Here is a 26,247-nt window from a genome sequence, read left to right as displayed (position 1 = left end):
CTCCTCATGATATTCAACGTTATCGACGGCCGAAGTGACGTCCGCCGCCACCACCGCCACCGCCGAACCCGCCGCCACCACCGCCGCCATGGAAGCCTCCGCCACCGCCGCCGTTGAAGCCGCCATGGCTCTGGAACGCATCGCGGCTTTGCTGGCCGCGTTGTTGTTCGAGGCGCGCATTGGCGCCGTCGCCCGCGCCGCGTAACGCGTTGTCGCGATTCATGTTCTGAGCACGGTTGTTGAGATCGTTGCCGTGGTTCGCGTTTTGCGCGCCGTTTTGCCCGCGGTTGTTCAGCTCGTTACCACGGTTTGCGTTTTGCGCGCCGTTCTGCCCGCGGTTGTTCAGTTCGTTGCCACGGTTTGCGTTTTGCACGCCGTTCTGCCCGCGGTTGTTCAGCTCATTGCCGCGATTGCCGTTCGGCCCGTTGCCGCCGTTGGCATTCGGGCGGCCGCCTTCCTGGATGCCTTGCAACCTCTGTTGAGCATTGCCGCTCATGTTCTCGCCAGTGCGGTTCTGCAAAGTCTGCATGGCCTGCTCGCGCGACTGGTCGTAGCCGCGGTACTGGTTGTGCTGGCCGTTCAGGTTCGCGTTGTTGAAGTTCTGGCGGCGCTCGACATTGGCGTTGCGATTCCAGTTCGCCGTGCCGTTGTTCGAGTTGATGCGGTTATTGACGTTGACGTTGTTGTAGCGATTGACGTTGATGTTCACGTCATGGTTGTTCCAGTTGAAGCCGCCCCACAACGAGTTCGCGACCGCGATGCCCGCTCCGAACGCAAGGCCGCCCACGAAACCCGAGGCAATGGCGTAACCCGGAGGCGGCGGCATATACACCGGCGGATAGGCCGGATACGGCCACGCGCCATAGACCACCGTGGGGTTATAGGTCGGCACATAGACCACCTGCGGATTCGCAGGCTCGATCACGATGGTCTGCGTGGTCGAAGTGCTCGACGCCGGCTGGACCACGACCTTCTGCTGCTCATTGGACTTGAGGTTGCCCGCCTTCTGCGCCTGCGCGCGCAGGCGCTGCACAGAATCCATCACGTCGTTGGGCTGCGCGAGAAAAGCGTTGCCGATCTGCTGAACCCATTCGGGCTTCGAAGCCATGGTTGCAAGCACCTGCGGGAACGCCACGAGCGACTGCACGCTCGGGTCCCAGGGCTCGGAAGCCACGGCCTTCACCGCGTCGTCGCCCTTGAGGTTCGGGTTGGACTTCGTCCACGCGGCGGCGGCGGACACGTCTTGCGGGAACGTGGTGGCCATGAGCACCTGAGCGAGCAGCGCGTCGGGATAGAGCGCGATAGGCGCGGTGAGTGAATCGAGTTGCTGGTTCGAAAGATGCGCCGCGTTCTGCGCGAGCGCGGCAGTGGGCCCAAGCGGCCCCACGAAAAGCGGCGCGCCTGCGAGTGTGGCACACACGAGCCAGGCAAGACGCTGGCTTGCACCGGATGTTTTCACGTTACGGTCCTCCCGGTTACGGAACGATGTTTCTGATATGCGTAGCGATCGAATATTCGCAAACCTCGGGCGAACGTCACATCTCGAAACCGCTACGGCGTGACTACCCAAAATAAAGGGGAGAGACACGCAGTGTCAACGTAAGAAGTGTTGCAACAGTACGATCAAGCGACGTGCATCAATGAGACCGAAAACTACGTTGACCGTAACATTAACGTGAATACCGATCAGACCGCGTTCGAGTGCGATTGCGACTCGTTTGCACGCAAATGCATACGCACGAAACCGACGTGTTCGCGCAGCACGTAAAACGCGTCGGCGTACGCGAGCGGCATGCGCAACGTGTTGAGCGAGCGTTCGATCTCGTCGAGTTCCTCGACCAGCGCACGCCGCTCTTCTTCGCTCGAATGTTTGAGGGCGTCGCGCTCGATGGCGATGAGCGCGCCGTAATAGCGATAAATGCGCGAACGCACGCGCCAGCGATACAGCGCCGGTATCGTGCGCAATGCGGGAATCACGAGCACGGCCAACGGCAGCAGCAGCACCAGCAAGCGGTCCGTCACGCTCGCCAGCCAGAACGGCAGCGCGCGATAGAGAAAGCTCTTGCCCGATTTGTAATAGCGAGTGGCGTCCTCGCTCACGCGGAAGTCGTGCACCGCCGGGTTCGGAAACTGGCCTTCGCTCTGCAACAGTCCAGGCGCGCCGTTCACTTCGCCCGCCGCTTCGATAAGCAGATCGGAGAGCGCGGGATGCAGCGCGTCGCGCGCGACGAGTTCGACGGTCGGGCCAATCAGGTGCACCGTTTCGCGTGGTTGGCGTCTGCGCAAATCGAGCACACCGGGCGGCAGGTCGACGTTCTCCAGATACGGAAAGAGCCGCGTATAGGCAGGCGCTTCGTCGAAGCTCATGACCGAGATGCCGGGGATGTCGAGCAGACGCAGCATCAGAGCGCGCGTGGTCGAGTCACCGCTCAGCATGGCGGCCTCGACGCGGCCCGAGACGAGCGCCGTGGCCGCCTCCATGCCGTCGAGCGGCAGGAAAGTCGAGTCGCCGCCCGGGTCGAGGCCATTCGCGGAGAGCAGCTTGAGTGCAAGCTCGCGCGTGCCGCTACCCACGCGGCCAATGGCGATGCGCATGCCGTCGAGGTCGGATAGCCGCGTGAGGCCCGAGCCGCGATAGAACACGATGATAGGCAAATAGGCCACGCTGCCGAGCGACATGAGCGAACGTGTGTCCACGCCGTCGGCCACCCCGCCCTGCACGAACGCGAGGTCCACACGTTGCTTCGGATCGAGCAGGCGGTGCAGGTTCTGCACCGAGCCGTCCGACTCGAGGATCTTGAGCGTGACGCCGTTGCGCGCGAGGATTGCGCGGTACGCTTGCGCCATCTGCATGAAGGAACTGTCGGCGGGGCCCGCGCTGATCGTGATCGTGCGCGGCGGCGCCGGGTCGACGAGCCAGAAGACAAGACCGACCACCACCGCGCAGAACAGGGCCACGGGCAGCGTCGTCAGCGCAATATCGCGCCAGGCTGGATGCGCGTGGTCACGCAGAAAGTTAGGTGGCGGCGATCGATATCGTCTCATGAGAACCCGGCGGCAAAGCGTCAGACTCCTGGAATTCTCATGATGCCATTTTCGCGCCAGATCTGATCGCTGGCGTGGCCGCCTTGCCTGAATGGCTTACGAAACGCGTGCTCGCGTAAGTGTCGTGTCAGCCCGCTGCGGCTTTCGTGAGTGCAAACAGTTCGGTGCGCAGCGCCTTCGCGCGGTCGCGCTTCATGTGCTGCTCGAACTCGGCCTGCGCGTCGACCCATAACGCATGCGCCTTGTCATAACGGCGCAAGCCCGCAGCCGTTAGCCGGTAGACCAGCGTGCGCGTATCGTGACCGGCCGCCGCCGTGAGCACGAGGCCATCTCGCTGCAACGGCTTCAACGCGCGCACGAGCGTCGTGCGGTCCATCACGAGGTCGTCGGAGAGTTCGGCGGCCGTGGCGTCGGGCCGACCCGCGAGGCGCGAGAGAATGGTGAACTGCGCGGCCGTCACGTCGGCCTGCGAGAGGTGCCGCTCATAAAGCTGCGTGACGAAACGCGCCGCCTGCCGCAGCGCAAAACAGTTGCATTCCTCGCGTGTGATCCGCTTCGTCATCGTGTTCCCCGCCTGTATCCCAGTCCAATTCGCCTCACGTGGCCCGGCCATCATACTTTCTCGAGCGCGAGCGCGATACCCTGGCCGCCACCGATGCAAAGCGTCACGACGCCGCGACGCAGCCCGTCGCGTTGCATCGACCACGCGAGGCGCGTGGTGAGAATCGCACCCGTCGCGCCGATTGGGTGACCATGCGCGATCGCGCCGCCTTCCACGTTCACGATGTCCTCGGGAATGCCGAGCTGCTTCATGACCGCGAGTGGCACCGCCGCGAATGCCTCATTGATCTCGAAGCGATCGACATCGGCAAGCGACCACCCTGCGCGCCCCAACGCGAGTTGCACGGCGGGCACGGGGCCCAGGCCGAACATGCCGGGTTCCACCGCTGCCACGCCCCATGCCACGAGCCTCACCATCGGCGAGAGCCCCTCGCTTTCCGCAAAGCCGCGCTCGGCCACGAGCATCGCGCTCGCCGCGCTGTTCAGGCCGGGTGCATTGCCCGCCGTAATCGTGCCGTCCGGGCGAAACGCGGGACGCAGCTTCGCAAGCCCTTCGAGCGTCGTGTCGGGGCGCGGCGCTTCGTCGGTATCGATGCTGTCCATGCCCTTCCTGCCCTTCACTTCGACCGCGGCGATTTCTTCCTTGAAGCGTCCCGCCGCTTGTGCGGCGGCAAAGCGCTGCTGCGAACGCACGGCCCAGTTGTCCTGCTGCGCGCGCGTAAGCGCGGCCTGCGTCACGAGGTCTTCCGTATGCCAACCCGAATGCTGGCCCGAAAACGCATCGACGAGACCATCGCGCAGCATACTGTCGTGAATCTCGGCATTGCCCATGCGATAGCCCCAGCGGCCGCCGTCCAGCAGATAAGGCGCGCGGTCCATGTTCTCCATGCCGCCCGCGAGCGCGACGTCGGAAAGACCCAGCATCACCTCCTGCGCGGCGCTCACAACGGCTTGCGCGCCGGACCCGCACACGCGATTGACCGTGAGCGCGGGCACCTGAACCGGCACGCCGCCGCCAAGCTCGGCCTGACGCGCGGGATTCATCTTGTTGCCCGCCTGGATCACGTTGCCGAGTATCACGGAGCCCAGCCGCGCGGGATCGAGCTTCGCGCGTGCGAGCGTTTCGCGCACCGCCGCCGCACCAAGCTCGGTGGCCGCAACGCCCTTGAACGCACCGTTGAAACCGCCAATTGCCGTACGCACCGGCTGGCACAAAACGATCTCGCGCGAATTCAGCTTGCTCATGGACAACTCTCCTTTCGTGTACGCCGTTCCACTTACATTCTATGTATGCATATGCACACTTTCAAACGATTTTGTGGAACATGCGCTCGCGTGCGCTGGCACGATTGATGTCGTGTCAAGCGCACGCGGGGTGGGTAAAACCGTTTTCGTTACGTTACGGCGCGGCCGGAAAATCCAGCGTCGTGTCGTTGATGCGGTTCACGAGGTTCGTGAACGTAATCGACGTGACTGCGAGCGCAATTTCCACAATCTGACGCTCGGTATAACCGGCTTCGCGAATCGCGCTGACTTCGGCTTCGGGCAGCGTGCCGTGCGTGGTCACCAGCAGTCGAACGAAGTGCACGAGCGCGTCGCGCTTTGCGTCGCCCGTCGCATCCCCTGCGCGCACCGCCTTCATGGTTTCCGGCGCGAGGCCTGCGAACTTACCCGCCAGCGTGTGCGCCGCAAGACAGTAATCACAACCCGCCACTTCACTCACCGCGAGCTTGATCGCTTCGACATCGGGCTTCGACAGCGTGCCGGCGGCGATCACGGCCTCGACGTTGAGCAGCGCGCCCAGCGCTTCGGGGCTATGCGTGCCGATCGTGGCGTATGCGTTCGGCACCTTGCCCACGGCCTTGCGGATCTTTGCAAAGATTTCGGCGGCGGCGCCGGTGGCGGCTTCAGGCTTGATGGCGGAAAGACGGGACATGTTTTGCTCCTTTAACGTTGCGTGGTCGCGAGCGGCTGTCTGTGTCGCGTTGCCATCGTCGATGGCATGGATGCAGTGTATGCGCGCACCGTCGCGCTTTTAATGCCAGAATGGCGCGACTTCATGCTCAATCGTCTCACTCGCCCACCATGGATCTGCTGAGCCGCCTTCTCGCGCTGATGCCCGTTGCCGGCCGCCTCGACGTACGCTGCCATTTCGGCGCGCCCTGGCGCATCGATGAGCCCGGAGCGAAAGAGCGCGAGATCCGCTATCACGTGCTGATTGCCGGGCGCGCCATCGTCGAGGATGCGCACGGCGCGCCCGTCGCGCTCCATGCGGGCGACATCGTGCTGTTTCCCTCGGGCAGCGCGCACGTGCTGCACGATGGCAGCGGCGCGGCGCCCGCCGCCGTCGCCAAACGCATGGAAAACGGCGTGGCCATCGAAACGAATGCGGGCGATGGCGCCACCGCCGACGTGCTGTGCGGCCGCTTCCTGCTGCCTGCCGTGCCGCAGCGCCTGCTGCGGGAGAATCTGCCCGCGCGCCTCGTCGTGCATAGCACGCACGATGGCGCGCAGCCGCCCGAGCGTCTCGTGCGCCTGATCGCGCTGTTGCGCGACGAAGCCTATGAGGCGGCGCCGGGCAGCGAGTCGCTCGTGAACCATCTTTCGGGCGCGCTCTTCGGGCTCACGCTGCGCTATGCCAGCGCCGGCGACGCCCCGCCGCGCGGCCTGCTCGCGCTCGCGCAACGCCCGCGTCTGCAACCCGCCATCGACGCCATGTTCGAAGCGCCCGGCAAGCCCTGGACGCTGCCCGAGTTGGCCGAGCTTTGCCACATGTCGCGCGCGACGTTTGCGCGGCACTTCGACGAGGCCATCGGCCGCTCGGCCGCGGACGTGCTCACCGATATCCGCATGACGCTCGCGGGCCGCATGCTCGCGCAAGGCAACGAGAGCGTGGCGGAGATCGGCGAATTCGTGGGGTACCAGTCGGACGCCGCCTTCCAGCGCGGCTTCAAGCGCCACGTGGGCATGACGCCTGCTCAGTGGCGCTCGCTGGCTCACGAGGCGGCTTCCGGCGCTTGAGTTCAAGGTCATGGCTCTGTGGGTGCCTTTTAACCGCCGTGCGCGGGCGCTTCCTGCGCGAGCACCACGTCGCCGCTCTGGCTCCATCCGCCGCCCAGCGAGCGGTAGAGCGCCACCGCCGCGAGCGCGCGTTCGCGCTGCGCGTCGTTGAGCAGGTCCTGATCGGCGAGCAGAGTTTGCTGCGCGCTCAGCACGTCGAGAAAGTCCGTGGCGCCGCCCTTGTAAAGCTGGTTGGCAAGCTTCAGCGATTGCGCCGACGAAGCCAGCGCGTCGTTCAACTGCTGTGTCTGACTTGCCGTGCTCACGAGATCGCTGCGGCTATCCTCCACTTCGCGCAACGCCTGCAGCATGGTCTGCTGCAGATTCAGCTGCGACTCGCGCATGCGGCTCTCGCTCTGATCGATGTCGGCCGTGATGCGCCCCGCGTTGAAGATCGGGCTCGTCGCACCAATCGCCGCGCTAAAGAGATTGTCGGTGAGCGTGGGCATGCCGAGGTAGGACGCCGCGAGAATGCCGTCCGTGAGATTGAGCGTGAACTTCGGATAGCGCTCGGCCCGCGCCACGCCCACCTCCGCCGCGCGCTGCTGCACGGTGGCGTAAGCGGCCTGCACGTCGGGGCGGCGCAGCAGGGCTTCGGAAGGCAGTATCTGCGGCACGCTCGCGGGCACCCCAGGAATGGGCGCCGTTTGCGCCAGCGCGAGCTGCGCCACGGACTCCGGCGTGCGCCCCGTGTACACCGCGATCAGGTTCAACTGATGATCGATGCTAGCCTGCGCGCGTGGGATGCGTGCTTGCAGTTCGCTTAGCTGCGTCTGCGCGCGCGCTACGTCGAGTTGCGTCGAGAGGCCGTATTTCAGGCGGTCTTGCGTAAGCAGCAAGGTGCGCTTGCGAATCTCCAGGTTGTCCTGAAGGATCTTCAACTCTGCCTGTGCATAACGCAGATCGACATACGCCGATGCCGTATTCGCCGCCAGCGCGAGACGCACGGCATCGAGCGCATGCTTCTGGCCCACGAGGTTCGCTTGCGCCGCGAGCAGATCGAGCCGCTCGCCGCCGAATACGTCGGGCGACCAGCTCAGCGCGAGACCCGCGCCCGCCTGCTTCACGTAGCCGAGCGGCGGCGGCGTGTTCTGCCGCGCATAAGCGCCTTGCGCCGTGAAGTCGAGTTGCGGCAGCAGCGCCGCGTGCTTTTGCGTGGTGATCGCTTGCGCCTGCTTCACGCGCTCGGCGGCGGCCTGCAAATCGAGGTTGCCTTCGAGCACCGTGGCGAGCAGCGCGTCGAGCGTCGGATCGCCGAACTGCGCCCACCAGGCACGCGCTTCGATGGCGTCCTGCGGCGCGTCGATACGCCATGCCGCAGGCGCCGTTTCGTGCACCGTGGCGGGCAGGTCGGGATGCTGCGCCGGCTGCACCGCGCAAGCGGCGAGTACGGCCACAGAAAGCAGGGAGAGCACGAGGCGCATGGGCTTCGATGAGCGTTCGGGGGTTATCGGGGTTGGCATGAAGCACCTCAATGGGCGTCGGGCGGCGGCGCGCCCAGCGAAATCGGCTTTGAGAACGCTACGCTCGCAATGGCAAACAGGAAACAAAGCGAGAGCACGAAGAACGTATCGGAGAACGTCATCACGAGCGCCTCGCGCAGAATCAGTGCGTGCAGTTGCGCGAGCCCCGCTTCGGCAGCATCGATTGCATTGCCCGCCACGGACGACCAGTAAACGGTGCGGCCCGCCAGCAACAATTGCACCTGCGGCGCGCCGCCAGTCACGCTCTCGTTCAGACGCAGATAGTGGAAGTTGAGCCGGTCGTTGAGCATCGTCGCGCTGACGGCAATGCCGATCGCGCCGCCCAGATTGCGCATGAGATTGAAGAGGCCGCTCGCCGACTTGAGGCGCGAAGGCGGCAGCGAGCCGAGCGACATCGTGACGATGGGGGGAATGGCGAACTGCTGGCCAATGCCGCGGAGCGCCTGGGGCAGGAGGAACTGCTGCCAGCCCCAATCGTGCGTGAGCGGCACATACAGGTAGCAGCCAAGCCCGAAGCAGATCAGCCCGAACAGCATCAACGCGCGCATGCTGAAATAGCGCGTAGAGAAGGCATAAACGCCAAGCGCGAGCAACTGGAACACTCCCACCGAAAGCAGCGACAGACCGATTTGCAGCGAGCTGTAGCCGCGCACTTCCGCGAGAAAGAGCGGCGTGAGATACACCGCCACGAAAATGCCGATGCCCGTGACAAACGAAAGCAGGCTGCCAATGCCGAAGTTGCGCACGAGCAGCGCGCGCAGATCGACGATCGGGTCCTTCGCCGTGAGCGCATGCACGATGAAGAGAAAGCCGCAGATCGCCGAGATCCACGTACAGGCGACGATTACGTCGTCGCCGAACCAGTTCTTGCGCGGGCCTTCTTCGAGCACGTATTCGAGGCAGCCGAGAAACCCGCACATGAGTGCGATGCCGAGATAATCGCCACGTTTGAGAAGCGAAAGATCGGCCTTGTCGATGTTCACGTACTTAGGCACCAGCGCCGCCACCGCAATGCCCGGCACGAGGTTCAGATAGAAGAGCCAATGCCACGACCATTGATCGGTAATCCAGCCGCCAATCACGGGCCCGAGCGTGGGTGCGAGCGAAGCGAGCGCGCCAATGGTTGTGGAGGCAACGAGACGCTGCTTGCCGGGAAAGAGCACGAAAGCCGTGGTGAACACGGTAGGGATCATCGCCGCGCCGAGCGCGCCTTGCAGGCCGCGAAACACGATCATCGAGTTGATGTCCCAGGCGAGGCCGCACAGCATGCTCGTGATGGTGAAGCCCACCGCCGAGGCCACGAAGAGCCAGCGCGTTGAGAACACCTTCGAGAGCCAGCCCGACATGGGGATCACCATGATCTCGGCAATCAGATAAGCCGTTTGCACCCACGAAAGCTCGTCCTGGCTCGCGGAAAGACCGCCGCCGATGTCGCGCAGCGAGGAAGCGACGATCTGGATGTCGAGCGTGGCCATGAAGAAGCCGATGCACATCAGCGCGAAGGCGAAGGCGCGTTGCGCCATCGGCTGGAGATGCGGAGCGAGCGTCGGGTCGGCGATTGTAGTGGCGTTCATCGCAATGGCCTCTTCAGTGCGCTTCGGAGAGATGCACCTTCACGGTCGCCGAAAGACCGGGCCGCAGCGCGCCTTCGAGGCCCGCCGGCGTGGTGGCGTCAATGCGGATGCGCACCGGCACGCGCTGCACGATCTTCGTGAAGTTGCCCGTGGCGTTCTCGGGCGGCAGCACGCTGAAGGTCGCACCCGTGGCGGGAGCGAGGCTTTCGACGGTGCCGTGCAACGTGCCGCTGGCTGCGTCGAGCGTCACGTCGACGCGATCGCCCGTGTGCATCTTCTTCAACTGGTCTTCCTTGAAGTTCGCGTCCACCCACAGACCCGTGGCAGGCACCACGGTAAGCAGCGGCGCGCCCACGTTGGCCAGCGTGCCCACGCGCGCCGTGCGGTTACCGATATAGCCGTCCACAGGCGCGGTCAGCGTCGTGTATTCAACGTTCAGTTGTGCCAGGCGCTGATTGGCCTCGGCGGTGGCGACACGCGCTTGCGCGTCGTTGATCTGCGCGGCCAGCACGTCGAGCTGGCGTTGCGCCGCCAATACCGCCGCACCGCTTTGCGCAACCGATGCCTGGGCCTTCGCGTAGTCGGAATCCGCACGCTCGACCAGCTGGCTCGATACCGCGTCGTCTTTCACCAGCTCGCGGTAGCGCGTCTCATCCTGACCGCTGCGCGTGAGTTCCGCATTCGAAGCGCGCACTTCGGCCTGGTGCTGGTTGATCACCGCTTCCTGCAATGTGCGCCTCGCCTGCAATTCGTCGACCGCGGCGCGTGCGCTCGCCAGCTCCGCGTTGGCCTGGGCGAGCTTTGCGTCGTAGTCACGCGAGTCGAGGCGCAGCAGCACCTGGCCCGCGTGCACGCGCTGGTTGTCCTGCACAGGAATGTCCGAGACGAAGCCGCTCACGCGCGGCGCCATCACGGTGACGTTGCCGCCCACGTAGGCGTCGTCGGTGGTCTCGACGAAGCGCAGCACGAAGAACCAGTAACCGGCGGCGGCCGCCAGCACGAGAGCGACCGCGCCTAGCGCGAGACGCATACGCGAGATGCGCGCACGCTCGCTCGCCTGCGCTGGCTCGACCGCAACGGGAGTGGAAGGACTCGACATGACGTTTACCTGTGTATATACACTACTGAAGATAAAAAAACGGCCGCGGTATGAACAAACGCGACGCAACCCGCAACTCCACTGCAACGTTAGACAGCCCGTGTGATGCGAAACAACTCGCGTCGCAGCCACGCGGCGCGTTGTGCGCCAAAGCGGCGCTCGAATTCATCCTGCGCCGCGCGCCAGTGTTCATGCGCCGCGTCGAGCCGCGAACGGCCCGCTTGCGTGAGCGCGAGCCGGCGGCGGCGCCCGCCGAGGTCCGGCGCGTCGGCCACGAGCGCGCCTCGCAACAGCGGCCGCAACGCCCGCACGAGCGTGGTGCGCTCCATCACCATCGACCGGCCGAGTTCCGCCATCGTGAGGCTCGACACACGACCCAGCGCACCGAGTATGCTGAACTGCGTGGGCGTGAGCCCCGCTGCGCTCAGGTGCCGCTCATAAAGCTGCGACAGATGCCGCGCGGCCTGGCGTACGGCAAAGCAATCGTCGTGCTCGGGAGACTGATAGATGTGCATATGCACAGAGTAGTCGGCAATCGGACCCCGATCAAGCCTTACGCGCGGCATCACATTATGGCCGCGGCGACAACAATCGCGGCATAGCTTTCAATTTCCATTCACCTCGGAGGGTGCGTCGTGCGTCACGTCGTCGAAAAACGCCGTGGCGTGGTCAATGAACGCGCGCACCTTCGCCGGCAGCAGCGTGCGCGTGGTGTAGGCGAGGCGAATCTCGATCTGCATATCGACGATGGGGTACGCATCGAGCACCGTCACGAGTTTGCCCGCCTCGAGTTCCTCCCTCACCAGCGCGACGGGGAGAATGCCGATGCCGAAGCCTTCCAGCACCATCTCACGGTTGAACTCGGGGTTGTTCGAGGCGATTTCATGGTGCAGCGGCACGACGACTTCCTCGTCGCCCACGCGAAACGCGATGGTGGGCTTGCGCATCGAAGGCGGCATCGGCACGAACACGTGGTCGGCGAGGTCGGCGGGATGCTTCGGCGTGGAATGCTCTTCGAGATACGCGGGCGTCGTGACGAGCGCGAGCGGAATGCGCTCCAGCAGGCGCGTGACGGTCGATTCGTTGTTGAGCATGAACGGCAGCACGAGGCCGAGATCGTAGCCGTCCGCGATGAGATCGACGGGGCGTTCAGTGAGGATCACGTCGAGCGTCACCTTGGGATGCGCACGCTTGAAGCTGGCGATGAGCGGCACGAGGCGATTGACGGTGGCCGTGGTGTGCGCGACCAGTCGCAGCACGCCGTTCGCTTCGCGCGTTTGCACAGTGGCGTCGGCCTCCAACGCGTCGAGGTCGTCGAGCACGCGGCAGCAGCCTTCGTAGAAGCGCTCGGCCGCCTCGGTGAGCGACACGGCGCGCGTGCTGCGATGAAAGAGCCGGTTGCCAAGGCGCTTTTCGAGGCGCGCGATGGCGCGCGAAACGACGGGCGTGGTGAGGCTGTGCATGTCCGCGGCGCGTGTGAAGCTGCGCGCCTCGACGACGGAGCGGAAAATCCGCAGGCTGTCGATATAGTCCATGTTCGTTTGCAGGGGTGGCGTTGGCGTAGCTTAAAGCGTTTCAGTCGACCTCGCCGAACACCTCCGCACAAAACGCTCGCCCCTCGTCGGACAAACTCGCCGTGCCGGTCCCATCTTCGGCCTGCGTCGTCACCACGAGGCCGCTGTCCACGAGCGCCGTCAATTGTCTGCGCAATCCGCTCATCGGTACGCCAGCCTGCTTCGAGAGTTTCGCGAGCGACCACGCGCGGCCCTGGCGCTCAGGCTGGTCGTGTTGCTCGCATTGCGCGCGCCACAACTGCTCGAGCACAGCAATCAGCACCGGGTCGACGCCCGACTCGTCGGTGTCGGCGTCTTCGCGCTCTTCATCTGCATTCATCGTCTGTCTCCTCATGCCATCTTCGCGACCATTTCGCCTAGCGTCTTCAGCGCGGCTTCGGTCTGCGCGTTCCATGGGTAGCTGTAGTTCAGCCGGATGTAGTGGTGATACTCGTTGCGCATCGAGAACATGTAGCCGGGCCCGATGGTAATGCCTTGCGCGAGCGCCGCCTGATAGAGCCGCATCGAATCGACGCGCGGCGGCAGTTCCACCCACAGCACGTAGCCGCCTTGCGGCTCCGAGGTGCGCGTGCCCGCGGGGAAGAAGCGCTCGATCATCGCCCGCATGAGCCGCGCCTGTTGCCGGTAGAAGCGCCGCACGCGGCGCAGGTGGCGGTCGTAGCCATCGTGGCGCAAGTAGTCGGCCAGCGCCACCTGGGGAACCGAGGGTGTCGTGAGCGTATTGAGGAACTTGAGCTTTTCGACCTGCGCGCGGTAACGGCCCGGCAGCGCCCAGCCAATGCGGTACGAGGCCGAAAGGCTCTTCGAGAACGAGGCGCAATGCAGCACGAGGCCGCGCGTGTCGAACTGCTTGAGCGTGGAAGGCCGCGTCTGCCCGAAGTACAGTTCCTGATAGACGTCGTTCTCGATCACGGGCAAATCGTGCGCTTCGGCGAGCGCCACGAGCCGCGCCTTGTGCGCGTCGGGCATGCGAAAACCGAGCGGATTCTGGAAGTTCGGCATCACCATGCAGGCCGCCACCTTCTGGCGCGCGAGCACGCGCGCGAGCGCGTCGAGGTCGATGCCGGTATCAGCATGCGTGCTCACTTCGATGGCTCGCATGCCCAGACGCTCGATGGCGTGCAGCATCGCGTAGTAGGTGGGCGATTCGACGGCCACCGTGTCGCCCGGCTTGGCCACTGCCTGCAGGCTCAGGTTGATCGCCTCGGTCGCGCCCACGGTGATGACGATTTCCTCGGGATCGACGCTCACGCCATTTTCGGCGTAGCGCCGCGCGATCTGGCGGATCAGCTCGGGGTTGCCTGGCGGCAGGTCGTCGATGAGGTTCCAGCTCGCATGGCGGCGCGCGATGGCGTTGGCGTACTGGTTGATGCGCCGCCAGGGGAACAGCGCCGGGTCCGGGTACGGCGAGCCGAGCGGGACGGCGTCCTGCGCGCCGATGCTGCGCAACGTGGAAAGCACGAGCCGGCTCACGTCCACGTTCGCGGGCACGGGCTGCCTCGGCGCGCTCGCGCGGCGCGGCTTGCCCGCAGACATCGCGTCCTTGTCCTGTGGGCCTTGTGCGCCCACCGCGCCGCGCCCTTGTGGCGCGCCCACGCGCGCACGCACGAAATAACCCGATTGCGGCCGCGACTCGATCACGCTGCGGCTTTCCAGCAGCGCATAGGCGCGCAGCACCGTCTTGATGCTCACGCCGTGTTGCTCGCTCGCGCGGCGCACGGAGAGAATGCGCTCGCCGGGGCCGAACACGCCGCGGCGCACAGCGGCTTCGATATCGTCGGCGAGTTGCTCGTAGCGGGTCACGTTCGGCTTAGGTCCAGTCAGGCGGAAGGGGATCGGGCCACTCGCGCGCGGCCGATCCTGGCAAGTCTATGACAAAACGCCGCAACTGTATCCCTTGCTTTTTGGTTTTTCTGTGATCTCCGGGGGCACAGGAACACAGTAGCCTTGGGTCATCGGGCAGACCGCCCTGGAAGACGAAAAGCCAACCGCATCATGAAGAAGCCGCAAGGTCGCATCGAGCCGTATCACCACCCCGCCGCTGGCTGGGGCGCGCTCAAGCAGGTCGCCATCAACCTCATCAAGGAGAAGGTGACGGGCGGCAATTACCGCACCCTGCTCAAGCAGAACCAGCCCGACGGCTTCGACTGCCCCGGTTGCGCATGGCCCGACCGCGAGCACGCGTCCACGTTCGAATTCTGCGAAAACGGCGTGAAGGCCGTGGCGGCGGAGGCGACCAGCAAGCGTGTGACGCCCCGGTTCTTCCAGGAGCACACCGTAAGCGAGCTGATGGCGCAATCGGACTACGAACTGGAGCAGCATGGCCGCCTGACCGATCCGCTCGTCTACGACGCGCTGCGGGACCGCTACGTGCCGATCGAGTGGAACGATGCGTTCAAGCTGATCGCGAAGCACCTGAACGCGCTCGACGACCCGAATCGTGCCGCGTTCTACACGTCGGGGCGCGCGAGCAACGAGGCCGCGTTCCTCTACCAGCTCTTCGTGCGCATGTACGGCACGAACAACTTCCCCGACTGCTCGAACATGTGCCACGAGGCCACGAGCCGCGGCCTGCCGGGTACGGTCGGCATCGGCAAGGGGACGGTCACGCTCGACGACTTCGAGCACGCCGACACGCTCCTCATCTTCGGCCAGAACCCGGCGACGAACCATCCGCGCATGCTCGGCGAGTTGCGCGAATGCGCGAAGCGCGGCGCGACCATCGTCTCGATCAATCCGTTGAAGGAGCGCGGACTGGAGCGCTTCGCGAGCCCACAGCACACGCTCGACATGCTCTCGCCCAAGGGCGTGCAAATCAGCTCCGTGTTCATCCGCCCGCGCGTGGGCGGCGACTTCGCGCTCATCAAGGGCGTGGCCAAGCGCGTGATCGAACTCGACGACGAAGCCCTCGCGAACGGTACGGAGCGCGTGCTCGATGTCGATTTCATCGCCGAGCATTGCGTTGGCTTCGACGCCTTCGCCGCCGATTTGCGCGCCGAATCGTGGGACACCATCGTGACCGAAGCGGGTGTGCCGATCGAGGAAGTGCTCAAGCTCGCCGATATCTACGTCAAGGGCCGTGCGGTCATTTCGACGTGGGGCATGGGCCTCACGCAGCACAAGAATTCGGTGGCGACGATCCAGTTGCTTTCGAACCTCATGATGATGCGCGGGAATATTGGCCGCCGTGGCGCCGGCCTGTGCCCCGTGCGCGGCCATTCGAACGTGCAGGGCGACCGCACGGTCGGCATCGAGGAAAAGCCCACGCAGGCGTTTCTCGACCGCCTCGGCAACGCCTATGATTTCGAGCCGCCGCGCGAGCACGGCTATGACGTCGTGGAAACCATTCACGCGATGCTCGAAGGCCACGTGAAGGTGTTCATTGGTCTCGGAGGCAACTTTTCGATCGCCACGCCCGACACGCCGCGTACGTGGGAAGCCATGCGCGCGTGCGCACTCACGGTGCACGTGACGACGAAGCTCAACCGCAGCCATCTGGTTCACGGCCACGACGCGCTCATTCTGCCCACCCTCGGCCGCACCGAGATCGACCTGCAAAACGGTGTGCCGCAGGGCGTGAGCGTCGAGGACTCGATGAGCATGGTGCACATCTCGTACGGCATGAACCGGCCCGCTTCGACGAACCTGCTTTCGGAAATCGCCATCGTCGCGCGCATGGCGCATGCCACGCTCGGCAGCGACAAGGTGGACTGGCTCGACCTCGCCGCCGACTACGCGAAGATCCGCGACGGCATCGAGAAAGTGTTCGACGGCTTCGAAAACTACAACGAGCGCCTGAAGCACCCGGGTGGCTTCCACCTGGGCGTGGCCTCGCGCGATCGCGTGTGGAAGACGCCTAGCAACAAGGCGCAGTTCGTCGTGCACGCCATCGCACTCGATACGCCCATTCACCGCGCGCGCGCCGAGCATGGTCCGCGGCTCATGACGCTCATGACCACGCGCTCTCACGATCAGTACAACACAACGATCTATGGTCTCGACGACCGTTATCGCGGCGTATACGGCCTGCGCCGCGTGCTGTTCGCGAACCGCGAGGACATGGCGATGCTCGGCTTCGAACCGGGCCAGCACGTGGACATCACGAGCGTGTGGGACGACGGCGTGGAACGCCATGTCGAGGACTTCATGCTCGTGGAGTACGACATTCCGCGCGGCTGCCTCGGCGCCTACTATCCCGAGACCAATCCGCTCGTGCCGCTCTCGTCCGTCGCCGATGGTGCGGGCACGCCGACTTCGAAGTCGATTCCTGTGCTGCTGAGCCCGGCGAAGGCGCACGTATCGGCCGACGCTGTGCTCGCGGCAGCCTGAGGGGCGTGGCCTACGCGGCTCCTTCGGCCATCGCTAGGAGCCGCTCGACGACAGGCGTGAGTGCCTGAACCCGCTCGGCATCGCCCGCGTCATGCGCGACGGCGAGAAAGCCCGTGGCCCAAAGCGAGGCGTAGAAACCCGTCGCGCGCCTCTGCGCGCCCTGCGGCTGCCAGCACTGCAGCAGCGCCTCACCATAGATCCGCCCCGCCTCGCCCACGTCGGCTTCAAGATGCGCAAGCGTGACACCAAGCACCATCAGCGGATCGCCATAGCAAACGGAATCGAAATCAATCAAGCCGCTTAATTCGCCATCCTTAACAAGTACGTTCTTGATCGTCAGATCGTGCAGAAAGCAGACCGGCGTGAGCGCAGCGAAATAATCTTCCAGCGAGGCGCGCAACAGCCCCAGGCGGCCGCGGCAATGGTCGAGTGGCGTGGCGTCGGGGCGATCGCGCATCTCGACGTGAACATTGCGCGGCGCGGGCTCGCCGAAGATATCGGTCCAGCGCGCGCGATTGCGGCGCGCGCCGAACAGCGAAACCCAACCGAAGCCCCCATTTGCCGGCGCTTCGCGCGCGGCAACGCGGTGCTGGAAATCCGTCACGGTCGCAGCAATTCGCGCCGCCTGCGCGCCGCTCAGTTCCGGCAACACATAATAAAGGTCGCGCCCAGGCAGCCAGTCAAGCACGATAAAAGCCGCACCCGTGGGCGTGGCGCCTTCGGCAAGCACGGTCTGCACGGGCAAACCCAGTTCGCGCAGCACACCGAGATTCGCGCCCGTGTGCACGAACGCGCGCGCATGCGGGCTGATTCGCAGCACACGAGAGCTGCCGTCCGGCATACGCGCGCGATACACTTCGTTGCCGCTTTGCGATAGCAGCCACTGACGCTCCAGTGCGAGTGGCGGCGCGCCTAGTGCGCGCTGCGCCCACAACGGAACAGCCAAGCTTGCGATCGCCTCCGATTCGCCCATAATCCGACCGCTCCGTGCATAGGGAACGGCGGATTAGAGCAGCGCGACCACGCGGCAACAATGGGCAATCTATTGGGTTTTATAACGCCGTAACACTCGAGGCTTTGCGCACGACACAATGCGCTGCCGCGGTTATGGAATGTAATGCGGTGAAATGCGGCGCCGCAAGAAATCAGTTAGCTAGCTTTCGAAACGTTTCCAGTACCGCTTCACCCTTGAAAGGCTTCACGATCCAGCCGCGCACGCCGGCCGCCTTGCCGCGCTCCTTCATGGCAGGGCTGCTTTCCGTCGTCAGCATCACCACGTTCACGGCCGTGTTCGCCAGCTCGCTGCGAATCTTCTCGACCATCGTGAGGCCATCCATGTTCGGCATGTTCACGTCGCTCACCACGAGCTTGACGCCCGGGTTCGAGCGCAGTTTCGCGAGGCCGTCCTTGCCGTCCACCGCCGTGTCCACGTCCAGGCCGTTCTTGCGCAGAAAACCGGCCACTTCGTCGCGCACCGTGCTCGAATCGTCCACCACCAGAATCTTTGCCATGCTGTTCCTCTCCTTCGCGCCGCGAATGGCGCGTCTTTGATCAAAATAATTCGAGTTCGCCGCTGGCCTGCTCTTCAACGGCGGCCGCCGCGGCCTGCGCGGCCGTCTCGTCAAACCCTTCGCGCGACCAGCCGAGGCTGAACACGAACCGCTGGTCGATCACCACTTCGCGGCCTGTATTCGGGCACGCGAGCCGGTACTTGATGCACAACTGCGGATTGTCCGAGCCAAACGACAAATAGCGCCGCCGATGATTGATAAGCAGCGGCACCTGCACCTGCGCGCGGCCCCAACCCGCTGCGTCGGCAGCGCGTGCGTTGCCCAGATAGCGGTTGCGAAACGCACCCCACACGAGATTCGTGAGTTCGGCGAGCACGCCATTCACGTCGCGGAAGTCGCTCGCTTCGTCGCGGCCCGCGCGCGGCGGCAGCAGTTCGATCAGCGGCGTCTCCTCGGTCTGCATCAGGAGCCAGCCACGGCACCATGCCGTCTCGATCGGGATGAGCGTCAGCACCTCGCCGAAGATGATGCGGTCGCGCACGATACTCGGCGTGTCCCAGTTCACTTCGAGACTGGGAAAGAGGCCGCGCAGGCGCCCGAGCGTCATGTCGGTGATGCCGTCGACGAGCGGGTCCGGGTAGTCGTGCGAGAACACATGCGCTTCGAGCGCCGCGATCAGCGTTTCGGCATCGCTTTCGTGCCACCTTGCGCACGGCAAGCGGCGCAATGGTTCGGGCAATGCATCGCTGTGCTCGTTTGCGGTGTGCCGCAACACAACCGGCAGTTCGGGGCGCTCGGCTTCGAGCGCGACGGCCACCGCCGCCGCCGCCTCGAGCGAGCCGCCAAAGTCCTCGCCCAGCAGCACGCCGCCCAGATCGTAGTGCGTCTTCAGCGCCGCCGAGAGCGCTTCGCGGCGCACCGGCACGCACACGCAATCGTGTGCGGCTGCAGTTTGCGCAATGGCCTCAGCTCGCGCCGTATCGCTTTCCAGCAGCAACAGCTTGCTGACTGGCTTGTTCGTGTTCATGTTTCCTTTCTCTGCCTTCAAAACAATTCGAGTTCACCCGCGCTGTCGTGCGCTTGGACGGCAGCGGTGCTCGCCACGAAATCGAGCGGCGCCTGCGTGCATACACACAGCGTGGCGCCGAGCCGCACGTCGTGATCGATCGCGAGTGCGTACGACTGCACGTAATCCGGCTTCAATTCGCGCAGATACGGCAGGCATCCGCTGCTGAGCGCATAGGGCGTCGACATGCCGAGGTCGGGGAAATGCTCGACCAGTTGCTGGTTCATCGCCCCGCAGCACAGGTTGCCGAACTCCATGAAGCATTCGGTGAGCGCGCGCGAGGCGTCGCCCACGTAGTAGCGCTGCGTGCGCTCGTCGTCTTCGAAGTGCAGGAGCAAGAGCAGGCGGAACTGCATCGATGAAATCGTCAGGATGACCAGGTGCTCGCCTTGGGGCGCCTCGCCCACACGAGGCTCGATTTCGCAGCTGTGCTGGGCGTCGGTCACGAGACGCATGCGCGCCGCCGCGAAAAAAATCCGCTCGATGCTGTCCTTCGCGTGCGTGCCAATCATGCGTGCGTCCCGGCGCGCGTCGCTTCGAGCTGATGATGCAGCTGTTGCGACGAGGCTTCCACGCTCGCGAGCGTCGCCGCGATCATCTTGCCGCCCGCCTGGATGTCCTGGAACGTCGCGGCCGTGATCAGGTCGTTGCGGTTCAAGCTGTCGCGATAGCTCTTCGACAGTTCCTGCGAGCGCGTGGCGAGCGAGCGCACCTCGCCCGCCACGATCGAGAAGCCGCGTCCCGCCGCGCCCGCGCGCGCCGCTTCGATGGAAGCGTTGAGGGAGACGATGAGCACATGGCTCACAATCGACGACAGCTCCTGGTTCTTCTTGTGCATGTCGTTGTTCTGCGCCATCAGCGAGATCATCTGCTCGTGCCAGCGCTCGAACGTCGACGACATGAGCTTCAGGCGCGAGGCCTCGCTCGCAATACGCGCCGCGTGCTGCATGGCGTCGTCACGCTGCGCGCGCTCGCTGGCGAGCGCCGCTTCGAGCGCATCGGCCACGGATCGGCGCTGGGCGAGTTCCGCGCGCAACGATTCGACCTGCGCGGCCAAGGCTGCGTGTTCACGCGTCGCGTCTTCCTGCTGCGCCGCGTGGCGCGCTTGCGCCTGGGATAGCGCGTCGGCGTGCGCCGCTTCCTGCGCACGCATCGCGTGTGCTGCCCGCGCTTGCGCATGCCTGTGCCACAGCGCGACCACGCCGGCCGCCAACGCGACGATAGCCGCGCCTTCGATCAAATACGGTAAGACCACTGCCACCCCCGCCATGCGCTAGCCTGCCAGCGCTTCTTCTTGCTTTGCTTGCGTTGCATCCGCGATCTTCACTGCCCACTGCTGCGGCAAACGCACGACAGTCTCGAAGTGCCGGTAATCGGCGCCCCGGCGCTCGTCAGTGAAACGCAGTTCGATTGCACCGCCCTCGCGGTCGAGGAAATCACGCACCGCGTCCATGCCCACACCGCGGCCCGAGACTTCGGTCACGTTCGTGGCCGTCGAAAAACCGGGGCGGAAAATGAACGCCGCGATCGCCTCGTCGCTCACCGCTTCATACGCTTGAAGCCAGCCGCGCTCCACCGCGATGCTGCGAATGCGCGCGAGCGCGAGGCCGCGGCCGTCGTCGGCGAGCGTCATGTACAGTGCGCCGTTCTGCACGTTCATGTCGATGTCGATGTGACCCGACTCGTCCTTGCCGATTGCGCGGCGTTGCGCCGGCATTTCGATGCCATGGTCGAGCGAGTTGCGCAGCAGGTGCATGAACACGTTCTTCACCGTGCCGGCAGCCTCGCTGCGCAGGCGATAACCGTTGTCCTCGATCTTCACCACCGGTTCGGCCTTGCCGAGTTCCTGAGCCAGCGAGGGCAGCGAGCCGGTCACGCCCGCGAGCGCATCGGCCACTCGCTCGGTGCCGATCGCGAGCAGCGTGGTGCGCAATTCGGCACGCATCGCGCGAAGTGCGGGCAGGTCGTTGTCGTCGGTGCGATCGACGATGCGCAGTGTCTGTTCGATCGCTTCGCGCGTGACGGTGAGACTCACCGCGCCGTTCGGTACACCAGCCGCACGCGTGCCGCGCCCAAGGCTCACCTCGTTGATGTTCGAATAGTGCTCGAGCGCCGCCTTCACACGCTCCAGATCGGCGATCAGCGCCTGCTGGTCCCACGTGTGGCCTGTGTCTTCGCGGCGCAGCGCGTCGTAGCGCTGCTCGACTTCGTGCACTACGCCTGTGAGATGCTGCAAGCTGTACGTGCGCGCGTTGCCCTTGATCGTGTGCATATTGCGGAACAGCGCCGCAATCGCGCTCGTATCCGCGCAGTCGTGCTGGCGAATGATGTGCTCGTTCTCGTGAATGAAGCTCGTTGAGCTATCGACGAAATGCTGAAACTTCTCCTCGCTCACCGCGAGAATCTCGCCGATCATTTCGAGGCGACGCTTTTGTTCGCCGGCTTCGGCAGCGAGTTCGCGCAGTTCCGTCACGTCGCGCACGCACAGCATGAGGCGCACGACCACGTCATTTTCGTCGGTAATCGCCGACCAGCTCAGGTCGAGCACCTTCGCACGGCCATCGGGCAGCGTGCGCGTGATTTCATTGACGAGCAGATGCTGATTGAACGCGAAGTTCACATCGTCTTCGCCAAGGCACGCATGCACGGCGGCGTCGATCTGCGCGAGCGTGTCGGCGTCGAGATCCGTCTGCGAAAACACGAGGTCCATGAGCGAGCGGCCCGCAATCGCGTTCGTTTCGAAGATTGCCTCTAGATACGCCGAATATTCGTTGTGAATCGTCGCGCCTTCGACGACCGTGAGAATGCCCTGCTGCATGTTCTGCAGCATCGCCTGAATGTCGGCGGTCTTGCGTTTGAGCTGCGCGGAGCTGTGCTGGATCTTCTCGATCATGCCATTGAAGGCGACGATCGAATGACCGATTTCGTCCATGCGGCCCACGGGCACGCGGCGCGTGAAGTCCTGGCTCGACGCGATTTCGCTCATCATGCCCTGCATGCGCGAAAGCGGGCGAGTGATCTGGCGGTACAGCAGCGCGCCGATCAGCGTGAGCAGCAGCACCGCGCCGCCCGTCACGCCGGCAATGGCACTCGTCGTGGTGTCGAGCGTGCTGTTGAGCGTGCGGATCGCGTCATCTTTCTGGCGGTTCTTTTCCACGCGCATCGTCGTGACGATGCCTTCGAGTTCGTCGCGATACTGCGCGACGTTCGCGAAAAGATAGGCCTGCGCGAGTTCGTTCTTGCCGCTCGCCTTCATCTTCGCTGTGTCGTCGATCGCGGAGAAGTAGTTCGCGAGGCTTTCCTGCGCCTGCGAGACGAGGCCTTCCTGCGCGTGGCTCGCTGCGGCGTTGCGCTGCACGTCGAGCGCGGCGCGCAACGCGGCTTCCTTGTCCTTGAGTTCGCTCTGCGCGAGCGACGCGACCGTGGCGTCGGGTGCGTAGACGAGCGTCATGGTGGCGAGCTGCACGTCTTTCACGAGCGCCACGAGGTCGGATGATGCGAGGGCGCTCGGCACGACGCCCTGAGTAACCTGGCGGACGTCGCTGGCGCTGCGGCGGGCCTGATAGGCCGCGTAGCCGCCGATGGCGGACAACGCGACGAACATCAGGACGATGAGTAGCGTAATGCGGTGACGAATGGTCATGTCGAAATCCCCGGGCCTTCGTCGCGCCGGCCGCGCTATGGTTGCGCGGCTCAAGACACGATGGCCAATTTATTCGCGGTGGATTATCGACGTTTAGGTATGACGAAATGATGACTAAGCATGATTCGGCCGGCTGCGCTGCGCGTTACACCACACTTGATGGCCGCGGTCTTTTGTGCACTGAGCGGCACAGGCGTTGCGCTTAGTCGGGCACTGCCGGGTCGTCGAGAAACAGCACCATGAGTTCGTCGTCGGCGTATTCGCCGTCGATGCAGAGGCCGCGCGGTTCGACGCCATAGCGCACGAAACCGCATGAGCGATACAGCGCCTGGGCGCGGGGGTTCAACACACTCACCACCAGTTGCACTTGTAGCAAACCGAGCGCGCGAGCGTGAGCGATGACGCCCTCCATCAATTGCCTGGCCATACCGGCGCCCCGCCATGCCGGATCGACAAAGACGCCCCAGATGAGCCCCTTGTGCGCGAGCTTCTGGCGCGGATCGCGCATGAGCCCTGTGATTCCAGTGAGCTTGTCGCCAGCGAATGCGCCGAATACGATGCGGTCGTCCGTGGCGCGCACCACGGCCCTGCTTTCTTCGGGCGTCCGCCTGGATTCTTCCTCATAGGTCGGCACGATACCGGCGGGATAATTTTCGGTCGCGTACAAACGCATGGCGTGAAAGGCGTCGGCGTCCTGCTCGTTCAACGGGCGAATCGTTATATTCATCGGCTTCGTATCGTTCATGTGGAGTGCCTGGCAATGAAGAGAGAATGACTCATGCGATTCAGGCAAGCCTATCACGTCCCCCGGCCTTCTCGCCTTGCGCTAATATGGGACTTCCGGGTCGCATCATGCGCGCAGCATCACTTCGGGGTCTCTCATGCCGCAATCCGCAACGCCCGACGCGCAACCCTACTTCTGGCGCGACGCAGACCTGCCGTTCATCGAAGTGCGCGCAATCACCGACGGACGCAAGGTCCGTTATGGCCGCCACGCGCACAGCACGTTCTCGGTCGGCGCGGTCACGGGCGGGCGCAGCACCTACCTGAACGGGAGCACGCTCTCCCACATCAGCGCGGGCGCGGTAGTGGTCATCAACCCGGAAGTCGTGCACGCGTGTAACCCGGCCGCGGACGAGCCCTGGGCCTACCGCATGTTCTATCTCGACACGGCGTGGCTCGCGAAGCTGCAACACGATTTAGGTTTCGGCGCGCACGAAGGTTTCCGCCCATTCGAACAAACCTTGAGCTGGGAGCGCGATTTATTCGAAGGGCTCAACGCGCTCTACGACCTGCTCGTCGATCCGCACGAGTCGGCGTTGCGCAAGGAATGCGCGGTCGTGGCGTATTTCGCGAGGCTCCAGCAGTCCCTCAACCCTGCGCCGGTCAGCACGCGCGAACCGAACGAACGCCTCGCGCGCGCCGCAGAGTTCATCGACGGCAATTACACCCGCACGCTCAAGCTCGAAGAGATTTGCGCCGCCGCCGATCTTTCGCCCTCGTACCTCATACGCGCGTTTCGCGAGCAATACGGTATGACACCGCACGCGTATGTCGTGAACCGCCGTATTGAGTTCAGCCGCGCGCAACTGCGCCGCGGGCACGCCATTGCGGACGTCGCGGCCGAGGCCGGTTTCGCCGATCAGGCGCATTTGCAGCGCGCGTTCCGTCAATTCGTTGCCGCAACACCCGGCCAATATCGCGGCTAACGCAGTCGTCGCGCATTCAGGCGAGCACCAGCCAAACCGCACTGCCCGCAAGCACCAATGCCATGGTGCGGTTCACGAAACGCACACGCGACGGTTCGCGCAAAGCGTGGCGCAGCGACGCGCCCGCCCACGCCCAGCACGCAATCGACACATAGCACACGACGAGATAGATCGCAGCAAACTGCCAGACAAGCGCCGTCTCGCCAGAAGCCGCATATAAGCCCATGCCCGCCACCGAAGCGAGCCACGCCTTGGGATTGAGCCATTGCATCGTGGCGCCCACCATCAGCGAGGGACCGCGCGACGCGTTCGGGGAGCCGATACGGCCATCGTCGGTGGCGAGGCGGTACGCGACGTACAGCAGGAAAGCCACGCCCGCCCATTCGAGCGCGCGCGTGAGAAACGGCACGCGCATTAACAATTCGTGCATGCCAAGGCCGATCAGCAGCAACAGACCTGCGAAGCCCACGGTCGCGCCGGTAACGTGGCGCAGGCTCGCGCGCAGCCCGTAGCGCGCGCCCGCGCTCAGCGCGACGATGTTGACGGGTCCAGGGGTGATGGAAGTGGCCAGCGCGAAGGCGGCCATCGACAAGGCAGTGCTCACAGTTTTCCTCGCTACGCCCATTGGGGATCAGTAAGCGTCGAGGGTAGACGCACGCGTCGCTGGCGTATTGAAGAAAATTGCCCCTGTCGGCGGCCACGGCACAGCGCGGAACTCGCGCTATCATTGCGCCGCACCGACGACTCCCTTTCCGGAACTGCAACGTGAAAAAGATCCTTATCATCGGCATCGGCGCGGGCGACCCGAACTACCTGACCGTGCAGGCAATCGAAGCGCTCAACGCCGCCGACGTGTTCTTCGTGATGGACAAGGGCGCTGCCAAGGACAAACTCGTCGCGCTGCGCAAGGAAATCTGCGCGCGCTTCATCAAGGACCACGACTATCGAATCGTGGAAGCGACAAGCCCCGAGCGGCGTCGCGAAGAGGGCCTCGATTACAAGGCCGCCGTGGACGAACTCAACCGCGACAAGCAGCGCGTATTCGAGCGCCTGATCGAAGAAGAATTGACGGACGGCCAATGCGGCGCGTTTCTCGTATGGGGCGATCCGTCGCTCTACGACAGCACGATCCGCATTCTTGATGCCATTCTCGCCGATGGCAGGCTGGCGTTCGACTTCGAGGTGATTCCGGGCATTAGCAGCGTACAGGCGCTCGCGGCGAAGCATCGCGTGCCGCTCAACTTCATTGGCAAGCCGGTGAGCATCACGACGGGAAGGCGGCTCGCGGAGGGTGGCTTTCCGCAGGACGTGGAAAGCGCGGTGGTCATGCTCGACGCGCAAAACGCGTATGCGCAACTCGCAGGTGAAGACCTCGATATCTACTGGGGCGCGTATGTCGGCACGCCCGACGAAATCCTGATGTCGGGCCGCCTGGAAGACGTGAAAGACGAGATCGTCCGTGTTCGCGCACAAGCGCGCGAGGCGCACGGATGGATCATGGATACGTATTTGCTACGCAAGCGCGACGTGAAAGACTGAAAGCAGCGCGCGATCGAACCTTGACGTTCGCGCGCCCGTTGTCTGGTTCACGC

At 64.5% G+C, this 26,247-nt stretch carries 24 protein-coding genes; 4 read left to right on the top strand and 20 right to left on the bottom strand.

All coding sequences use genetic code 11. The features are described 5' to 3' along the window. Positions 1-19: 19 nt before the first annotated feature. From JMY28_RS30360 to JMY28_RS30340, 5 genes are all read right to left on the bottom strand, one after another. Positions 20-1,459 carry a DUF3300 domain-containing protein gene (locus JMY28_RS30360; RefSeq protein ID WP_201699607.1) on the bottom strand — a complete coding sequence of 480 codons (1,440 nt, stop codon included), beginning with the start codon at positions 1,457-1,459 and terminating at the stop codon, positions 20-22. A 227-nt stretch (positions 1,460-1,686) separates the two neighbouring features. Further along, positions 1,687-3,045, bottom strand: coding sequence for a TAXI family TRAP transporter solute-binding subunit (locus JMY28_RS30355; RefSeq protein WP_201699606.1), 1,359 nt, complete (start codon positions 3,043-3,045; stop codon positions 1,687-1,689). A gap of 127 nt (positions 3,046-3,172) precedes the next feature. Beyond that, positions 3,173-3,607, bottom strand: a complete 435-nt coding sequence (locus JMY28_RS30350; protein WP_201699605.1) for a MarR family winged helix-turn-helix transcriptional regulator — start codon at positions 3,605-3,607, stop codon at positions 3,173-3,175. 50 nt (positions 3,608-3,657) lie between these two features. Next, a complete protein-coding gene (locus tag JMY28_RS30345; protein WP_407945556.1) occupies positions 3,658-4,851 on the bottom strand; it encodes a thiolase family protein in 1,194 nt (397 codons plus the stop codon). 154 nt (positions 4,852-5,005) lie between these two features. Further along, a complete protein-coding gene (locus tag JMY28_RS30340; protein WP_201699604.1) occupies positions 5,006-5,542 on the bottom strand; it encodes a carboxymuconolactone decarboxylase family protein in 537 nt (178 codons plus the stop codon). A 149-nt stretch (positions 5,543-5,691) separates the two neighbouring features. On the opposite strand from JMY28_RS30340, the gene JMY28_RS30335 reads away from it, so the two are divergent. Then, positions 5,692-6,627 (top strand): AraC family transcriptional regulator, encoded by a 936-nt coding sequence (locus JMY28_RS30335; protein ID WP_201699603.1) that lies wholly within the window; start codon positions 5,692-5,694, stop codon positions 6,625-6,627. Positions 6,628-6,656: 29 nt separating this feature from the next. Here the strand turns inward: JMY28_RS30335 and JMY28_RS30330 are convergent, their stop codons facing one another. The 7 genes from JMY28_RS30330 to JMY28_RS30300 form a co-directional block, all read right to left on the bottom strand. Further along, positions 6,657-8,090, bottom strand: a complete 1,434-nt coding sequence (locus JMY28_RS30330) for an efflux transporter outer membrane subunit (RefSeq protein ID WP_201699625.1) — start codon at positions 8,088-8,090, stop codon at positions 6,657-6,659. 47 nt (positions 8,091-8,137) lie between these two features. Then, positions 8,138-9,673 (bottom strand): DHA2 family efflux MFS transporter permease subunit, encoded by a 1,536-nt coding sequence (locus JMY28_RS30325; protein WP_236597119.1) that lies wholly within the window; start codon positions 9,671-9,673, stop codon positions 8,138-8,140. A 64-nt stretch (positions 9,674-9,737) separates the two neighbouring features. Further along, entirely contained in the window at positions 9,738-10,823 is a 1,086-nt protein-coding gene (locus JMY28_RS30320; protein WP_201699600.1) for an HlyD family secretion protein, read from the bottom strand. Between the two features lie 89 nt (positions 10,824-10,912). Continuing rightward, positions 10,913-11,338: a MarR family winged helix-turn-helix transcriptional regulator gene (locus JMY28_RS30315; protein ID WP_201699624.1), complete on the bottom strand. Its 426-nt coding sequence runs from the start codon at positions 11,336-11,338 to the stop codon at positions 10,913-10,915. 90 nt (positions 11,339-11,428) lie between these two features. After that, positions 11,429-12,358: a LysR family transcriptional regulator gene (locus tag JMY28_RS30310; RefSeq protein WP_201699598.1), complete on the bottom strand. Its 930-nt coding sequence runs from the start codon at positions 12,356-12,358 to the stop codon at positions 11,429-11,431. A 40-nt stretch (positions 12,359-12,398) separates the two neighbouring features. Then, positions 12,399-12,716, bottom strand: a complete 318-nt coding sequence (locus JMY28_RS30305) for a helix-turn-helix domain-containing protein (protein ID WP_201699597.1) — start codon at positions 12,714-12,716, stop codon at positions 12,399-12,401. A gap of 11 nt (positions 12,717-12,727) precedes the next feature. Beyond that, positions 12,728-14,200 carry an aminotransferase-like domain-containing protein gene (locus tag JMY28_RS30300; RefSeq protein ID WP_201699596.1) on the bottom strand — a complete coding sequence of 491 codons (1,473 nt, stop codon included), beginning with the start codon at positions 14,198-14,200 and terminating at the stop codon, positions 12,728-12,730. A 192-nt stretch (positions 14,201-14,392) separates the two neighbouring features. On the opposite strand from JMY28_RS30300, the gene JMY28_RS30295 reads away from it, so the two are divergent. Then, a complete protein-coding gene (locus tag JMY28_RS30295) occupies positions 14,393-16,726 on the top strand; it encodes an FdhF/YdeP family oxidoreductase (protein ID WP_201699595.1) in 2,334 nt (777 codons plus the stop codon). Between the two features lie 10 nt (positions 16,727-16,736). Here the strand turns inward: JMY28_RS30295 and JMY28_RS30290 are convergent, their stop codons facing one another. The 7 genes from JMY28_RS30290 to JMY28_RS30260 form a co-directional block, all read right to left on the bottom strand. Beyond that, a complete protein-coding gene (locus JMY28_RS30290; RefSeq protein ID WP_201699594.1) occupies positions 16,737-17,672 on the bottom strand; it encodes a phosphotransferase family protein in 936 nt (311 codons plus the stop codon). Between the two features lie 199 nt (positions 17,673-17,871). Next, positions 17,872-18,237 carry a response regulator gene (locus tag JMY28_RS30285; RefSeq protein ID WP_028207929.1) on the bottom strand — a complete coding sequence of 122 codons (366 nt, stop codon included), beginning with the start codon at positions 18,235-18,237 and terminating at the stop codon, positions 17,872-17,874. Positions 18,238-18,277: 40 nt separating this feature from the next. Next, positions 18,278-19,264 (bottom strand): chemotaxis protein CheX, encoded by a 987-nt coding sequence (locus tag JMY28_RS30280; RefSeq protein WP_201699593.1) that lies wholly within the window; start codon positions 19,262-19,264, stop codon positions 18,278-18,280. Between the two features lie 17 nt (positions 19,265-19,281). Then, on the bottom strand, positions 19,282-19,815 hold the full coding sequence (locus JMY28_RS30275) for a hypothetical protein (protein ID WP_201699592.1): 534 nt from the start codon (positions 19,813-19,815) through the stop codon (positions 19,282-19,284). Further along, a complete protein-coding gene (locus tag JMY28_RS30270) occupies positions 19,812-20,573 on the bottom strand; it encodes a methyl-accepting chemotaxis protein (RefSeq protein ID WP_201699591.1) in 762 nt (253 codons plus the stop codon). Before JMY28_RS30270 ends, JMY28_RS30275 begins: the two co-directional genes overlap by 4 nt. A gap of 3 nt (positions 20,574-20,576) precedes the next feature. After that, a complete protein-coding gene (locus JMY28_RS30265; protein WP_201699590.1) occupies positions 20,577-22,946 on the bottom strand; it encodes a HAMP domain-containing protein in 2,370 nt (789 codons plus the stop codon). Between the two features lie 202 nt (positions 22,947-23,148). Further along, positions 23,149-23,691 carry a GNAT family N-acetyltransferase gene (locus JMY28_RS30260; RefSeq protein ID WP_201699589.1) on the bottom strand — a complete coding sequence of 181 codons (543 nt, stop codon included), beginning with the start codon at positions 23,689-23,691 and terminating at the stop codon, positions 23,149-23,151. 136 nt (positions 23,692-23,827) lie between these two features. On the opposite strand from JMY28_RS30260, the gene JMY28_RS30255 reads away from it, so the two are divergent. Continuing rightward, positions 23,828-24,655, top strand: coding sequence for an AraC family transcriptional regulator (locus JMY28_RS30255; RefSeq protein WP_201699588.1), 828 nt, complete (start codon positions 23,828-23,830; stop codon positions 24,653-24,655). 16 nt (positions 24,656-24,671) lie between these two features. Here JMY28_RS30255 and JMY28_RS30250 read toward each other — a convergent pair whose 3' ends face one another. Further along, complete coding sequence (locus JMY28_RS30250; RefSeq protein ID WP_201699587.1) at positions 24,672-25,259, bottom strand: LysE family translocator; 588 nt, start codon at positions 25,257-25,259, stop codon at positions 24,672-24,674. Between the two features lie 161 nt (positions 25,260-25,420). Here JMY28_RS30250 and cobF point away from each other — a divergent pair, with 161 nt between their 5' ends. Further along, on the top strand, positions 25,421-26,194 hold the full coding sequence (gene cobF, locus JMY28_RS30245) for a precorrin-6A synthase (deacetylating) (RefSeq protein ID WP_201699586.1): 774 nt from the start codon (positions 25,421-25,423) through the stop codon (positions 26,192-26,194). Positions 26,195-26,247: the final 53 nt, after the last annotated feature.

The organism is Paraburkholderia hiiakae, from assembly GCF_904848665.1.
Taxonomy (GTDB): Bacteria; Pseudomonadota; Gammaproteobacteria; order Burkholderiales; family Burkholderiaceae; genus Paraburkholderia; species Paraburkholderia hiiakae.
This window is presented reverse-complemented; position numbering and strand designations above follow the sequence as displayed.

Excerpts from the sequence above, each read along its gene's own strand:
- JMY28_RS30260 (WP_201699589.1), bottom strand. The coding sequence starts at position 23,691 with ATGAACGATACGAAGCCGATGAATATAACGATTCGCCCGTTGAACGAG.
- JMY28_RS30345 (WP_407945556.1), bottom strand. The coding sequence starts at position 4,851 with ATGAGCAAGCTGAATTCGCGCGAGATCGTTTTGTGCCAGCCGGTGCGT.
- JMY28_RS30355 (WP_201699606.1), bottom strand. The coding sequence starts at position 3,045 with ATGAGACGATATCGATCGCCGCCACCTAACTTTCTGCGTGACCACGCG.
- JMY28_RS30340 (WP_201699604.1), bottom strand. The coding sequence starts at position 5,542 with ATGTCCCGTCTTTCCGCCATCAAGCCTGAAGCCGCCACCGGCGCCGCC.
- JMY28_RS30330 (WP_201699625.1), bottom strand. The coding sequence starts at position 8,090 with ATGCGCCTCGTGCTCTCCCTGCTTTCTGTGGCCGTACTCGCCGCTTGC.
- JMY28_RS30270 (WP_201699591.1), bottom strand. The coding sequence starts at position 20,573 with ATGGCGGGGGTGGCAGTGGTCTTACCGTATTTGATCGAAGGCGCGGCT.
- JMY28_RS30305 (WP_201699597.1), bottom strand. The coding sequence starts at position 12,716 with ATGAATGCAGATGAAGAGCGCGAAGACGCCGACACCGACGAGTCGGGC.
- JMY28_RS30295 (WP_201699595.1), top strand. The coding sequence starts at position 14,393 with ATGAAGAAGCCGCAAGGTCGCATCGAGCCGTATCACCACCCCGCCGCT.
- JMY28_RS30325 (WP_236597119.1), bottom strand. The coding sequence starts at position 9,673 with ATGGCGCAACGCGCCTTCGCCTTCGCGCTGATGTGCATCGGCTTCTTC.
- JMY28_RS30275 (WP_201699592.1), bottom strand. The coding sequence starts at position 19,815 with ATGATTGGCACGCACGCGAAGGACAGCATCGAGCGGATTTTTTTCGCG.
- JMY28_RS30315 (WP_201699624.1), bottom strand. The coding sequence starts at position 11,338 with ATGCACATCTATCAGTCTCCCGAGCACGACGATTGCTTTGCCGTACGC.
- JMY28_RS30310 (WP_201699598.1), bottom strand. The coding sequence starts at position 12,358 with ATGGACTATATCGACAGCCTGCGGATTTTCCGCTCCGTCGTCGAGGCG.
- JMY28_RS30280 (WP_201699593.1), bottom strand. The coding sequence starts at position 19,264 with ATGAACACGAACAAGCCAGTCAGCAAGCTGTTGCTGCTGGAAAGCGAT.
- JMY28_RS30265 (WP_201699590.1), bottom strand. The coding sequence starts at position 22,946 with ATGACCATTCGTCACCGCATTACGCTACTCATCGTCCTGATGTTCGTC.
- JMY28_RS30320 (WP_201699600.1), bottom strand. The coding sequence starts at position 10,823 with ATGTCGAGTCCTTCCACTCCCGTTGCGGTCGAGCCAGCGCAGGCGAGC.
- JMY28_RS30335 (WP_201699603.1), top strand. The coding sequence starts at position 5,692 with ATGGATCTGCTGAGCCGCCTTCTCGCGCTGATGCCCGTTGCCGGCCGC.
- JMY28_RS30255 (WP_201699588.1), top strand. The coding sequence starts at position 23,828 with ATGCCGCAATCCGCAACGCCCGACGCGCAACCCTACTTCTGGCGCGAC.
- JMY28_RS30285 (WP_028207929.1), bottom strand. The coding sequence starts at position 18,237 with ATGGCAAAGATTCTGGTGGTGGACGATTCGAGCACGGTGCGCGACGAA.
- JMY28_RS30350 (WP_201699605.1), bottom strand. The coding sequence starts at position 3,607 with ATGACGAAGCGGATCACACGCGAGGAATGCAACTGTTTTGCGCTGCGG.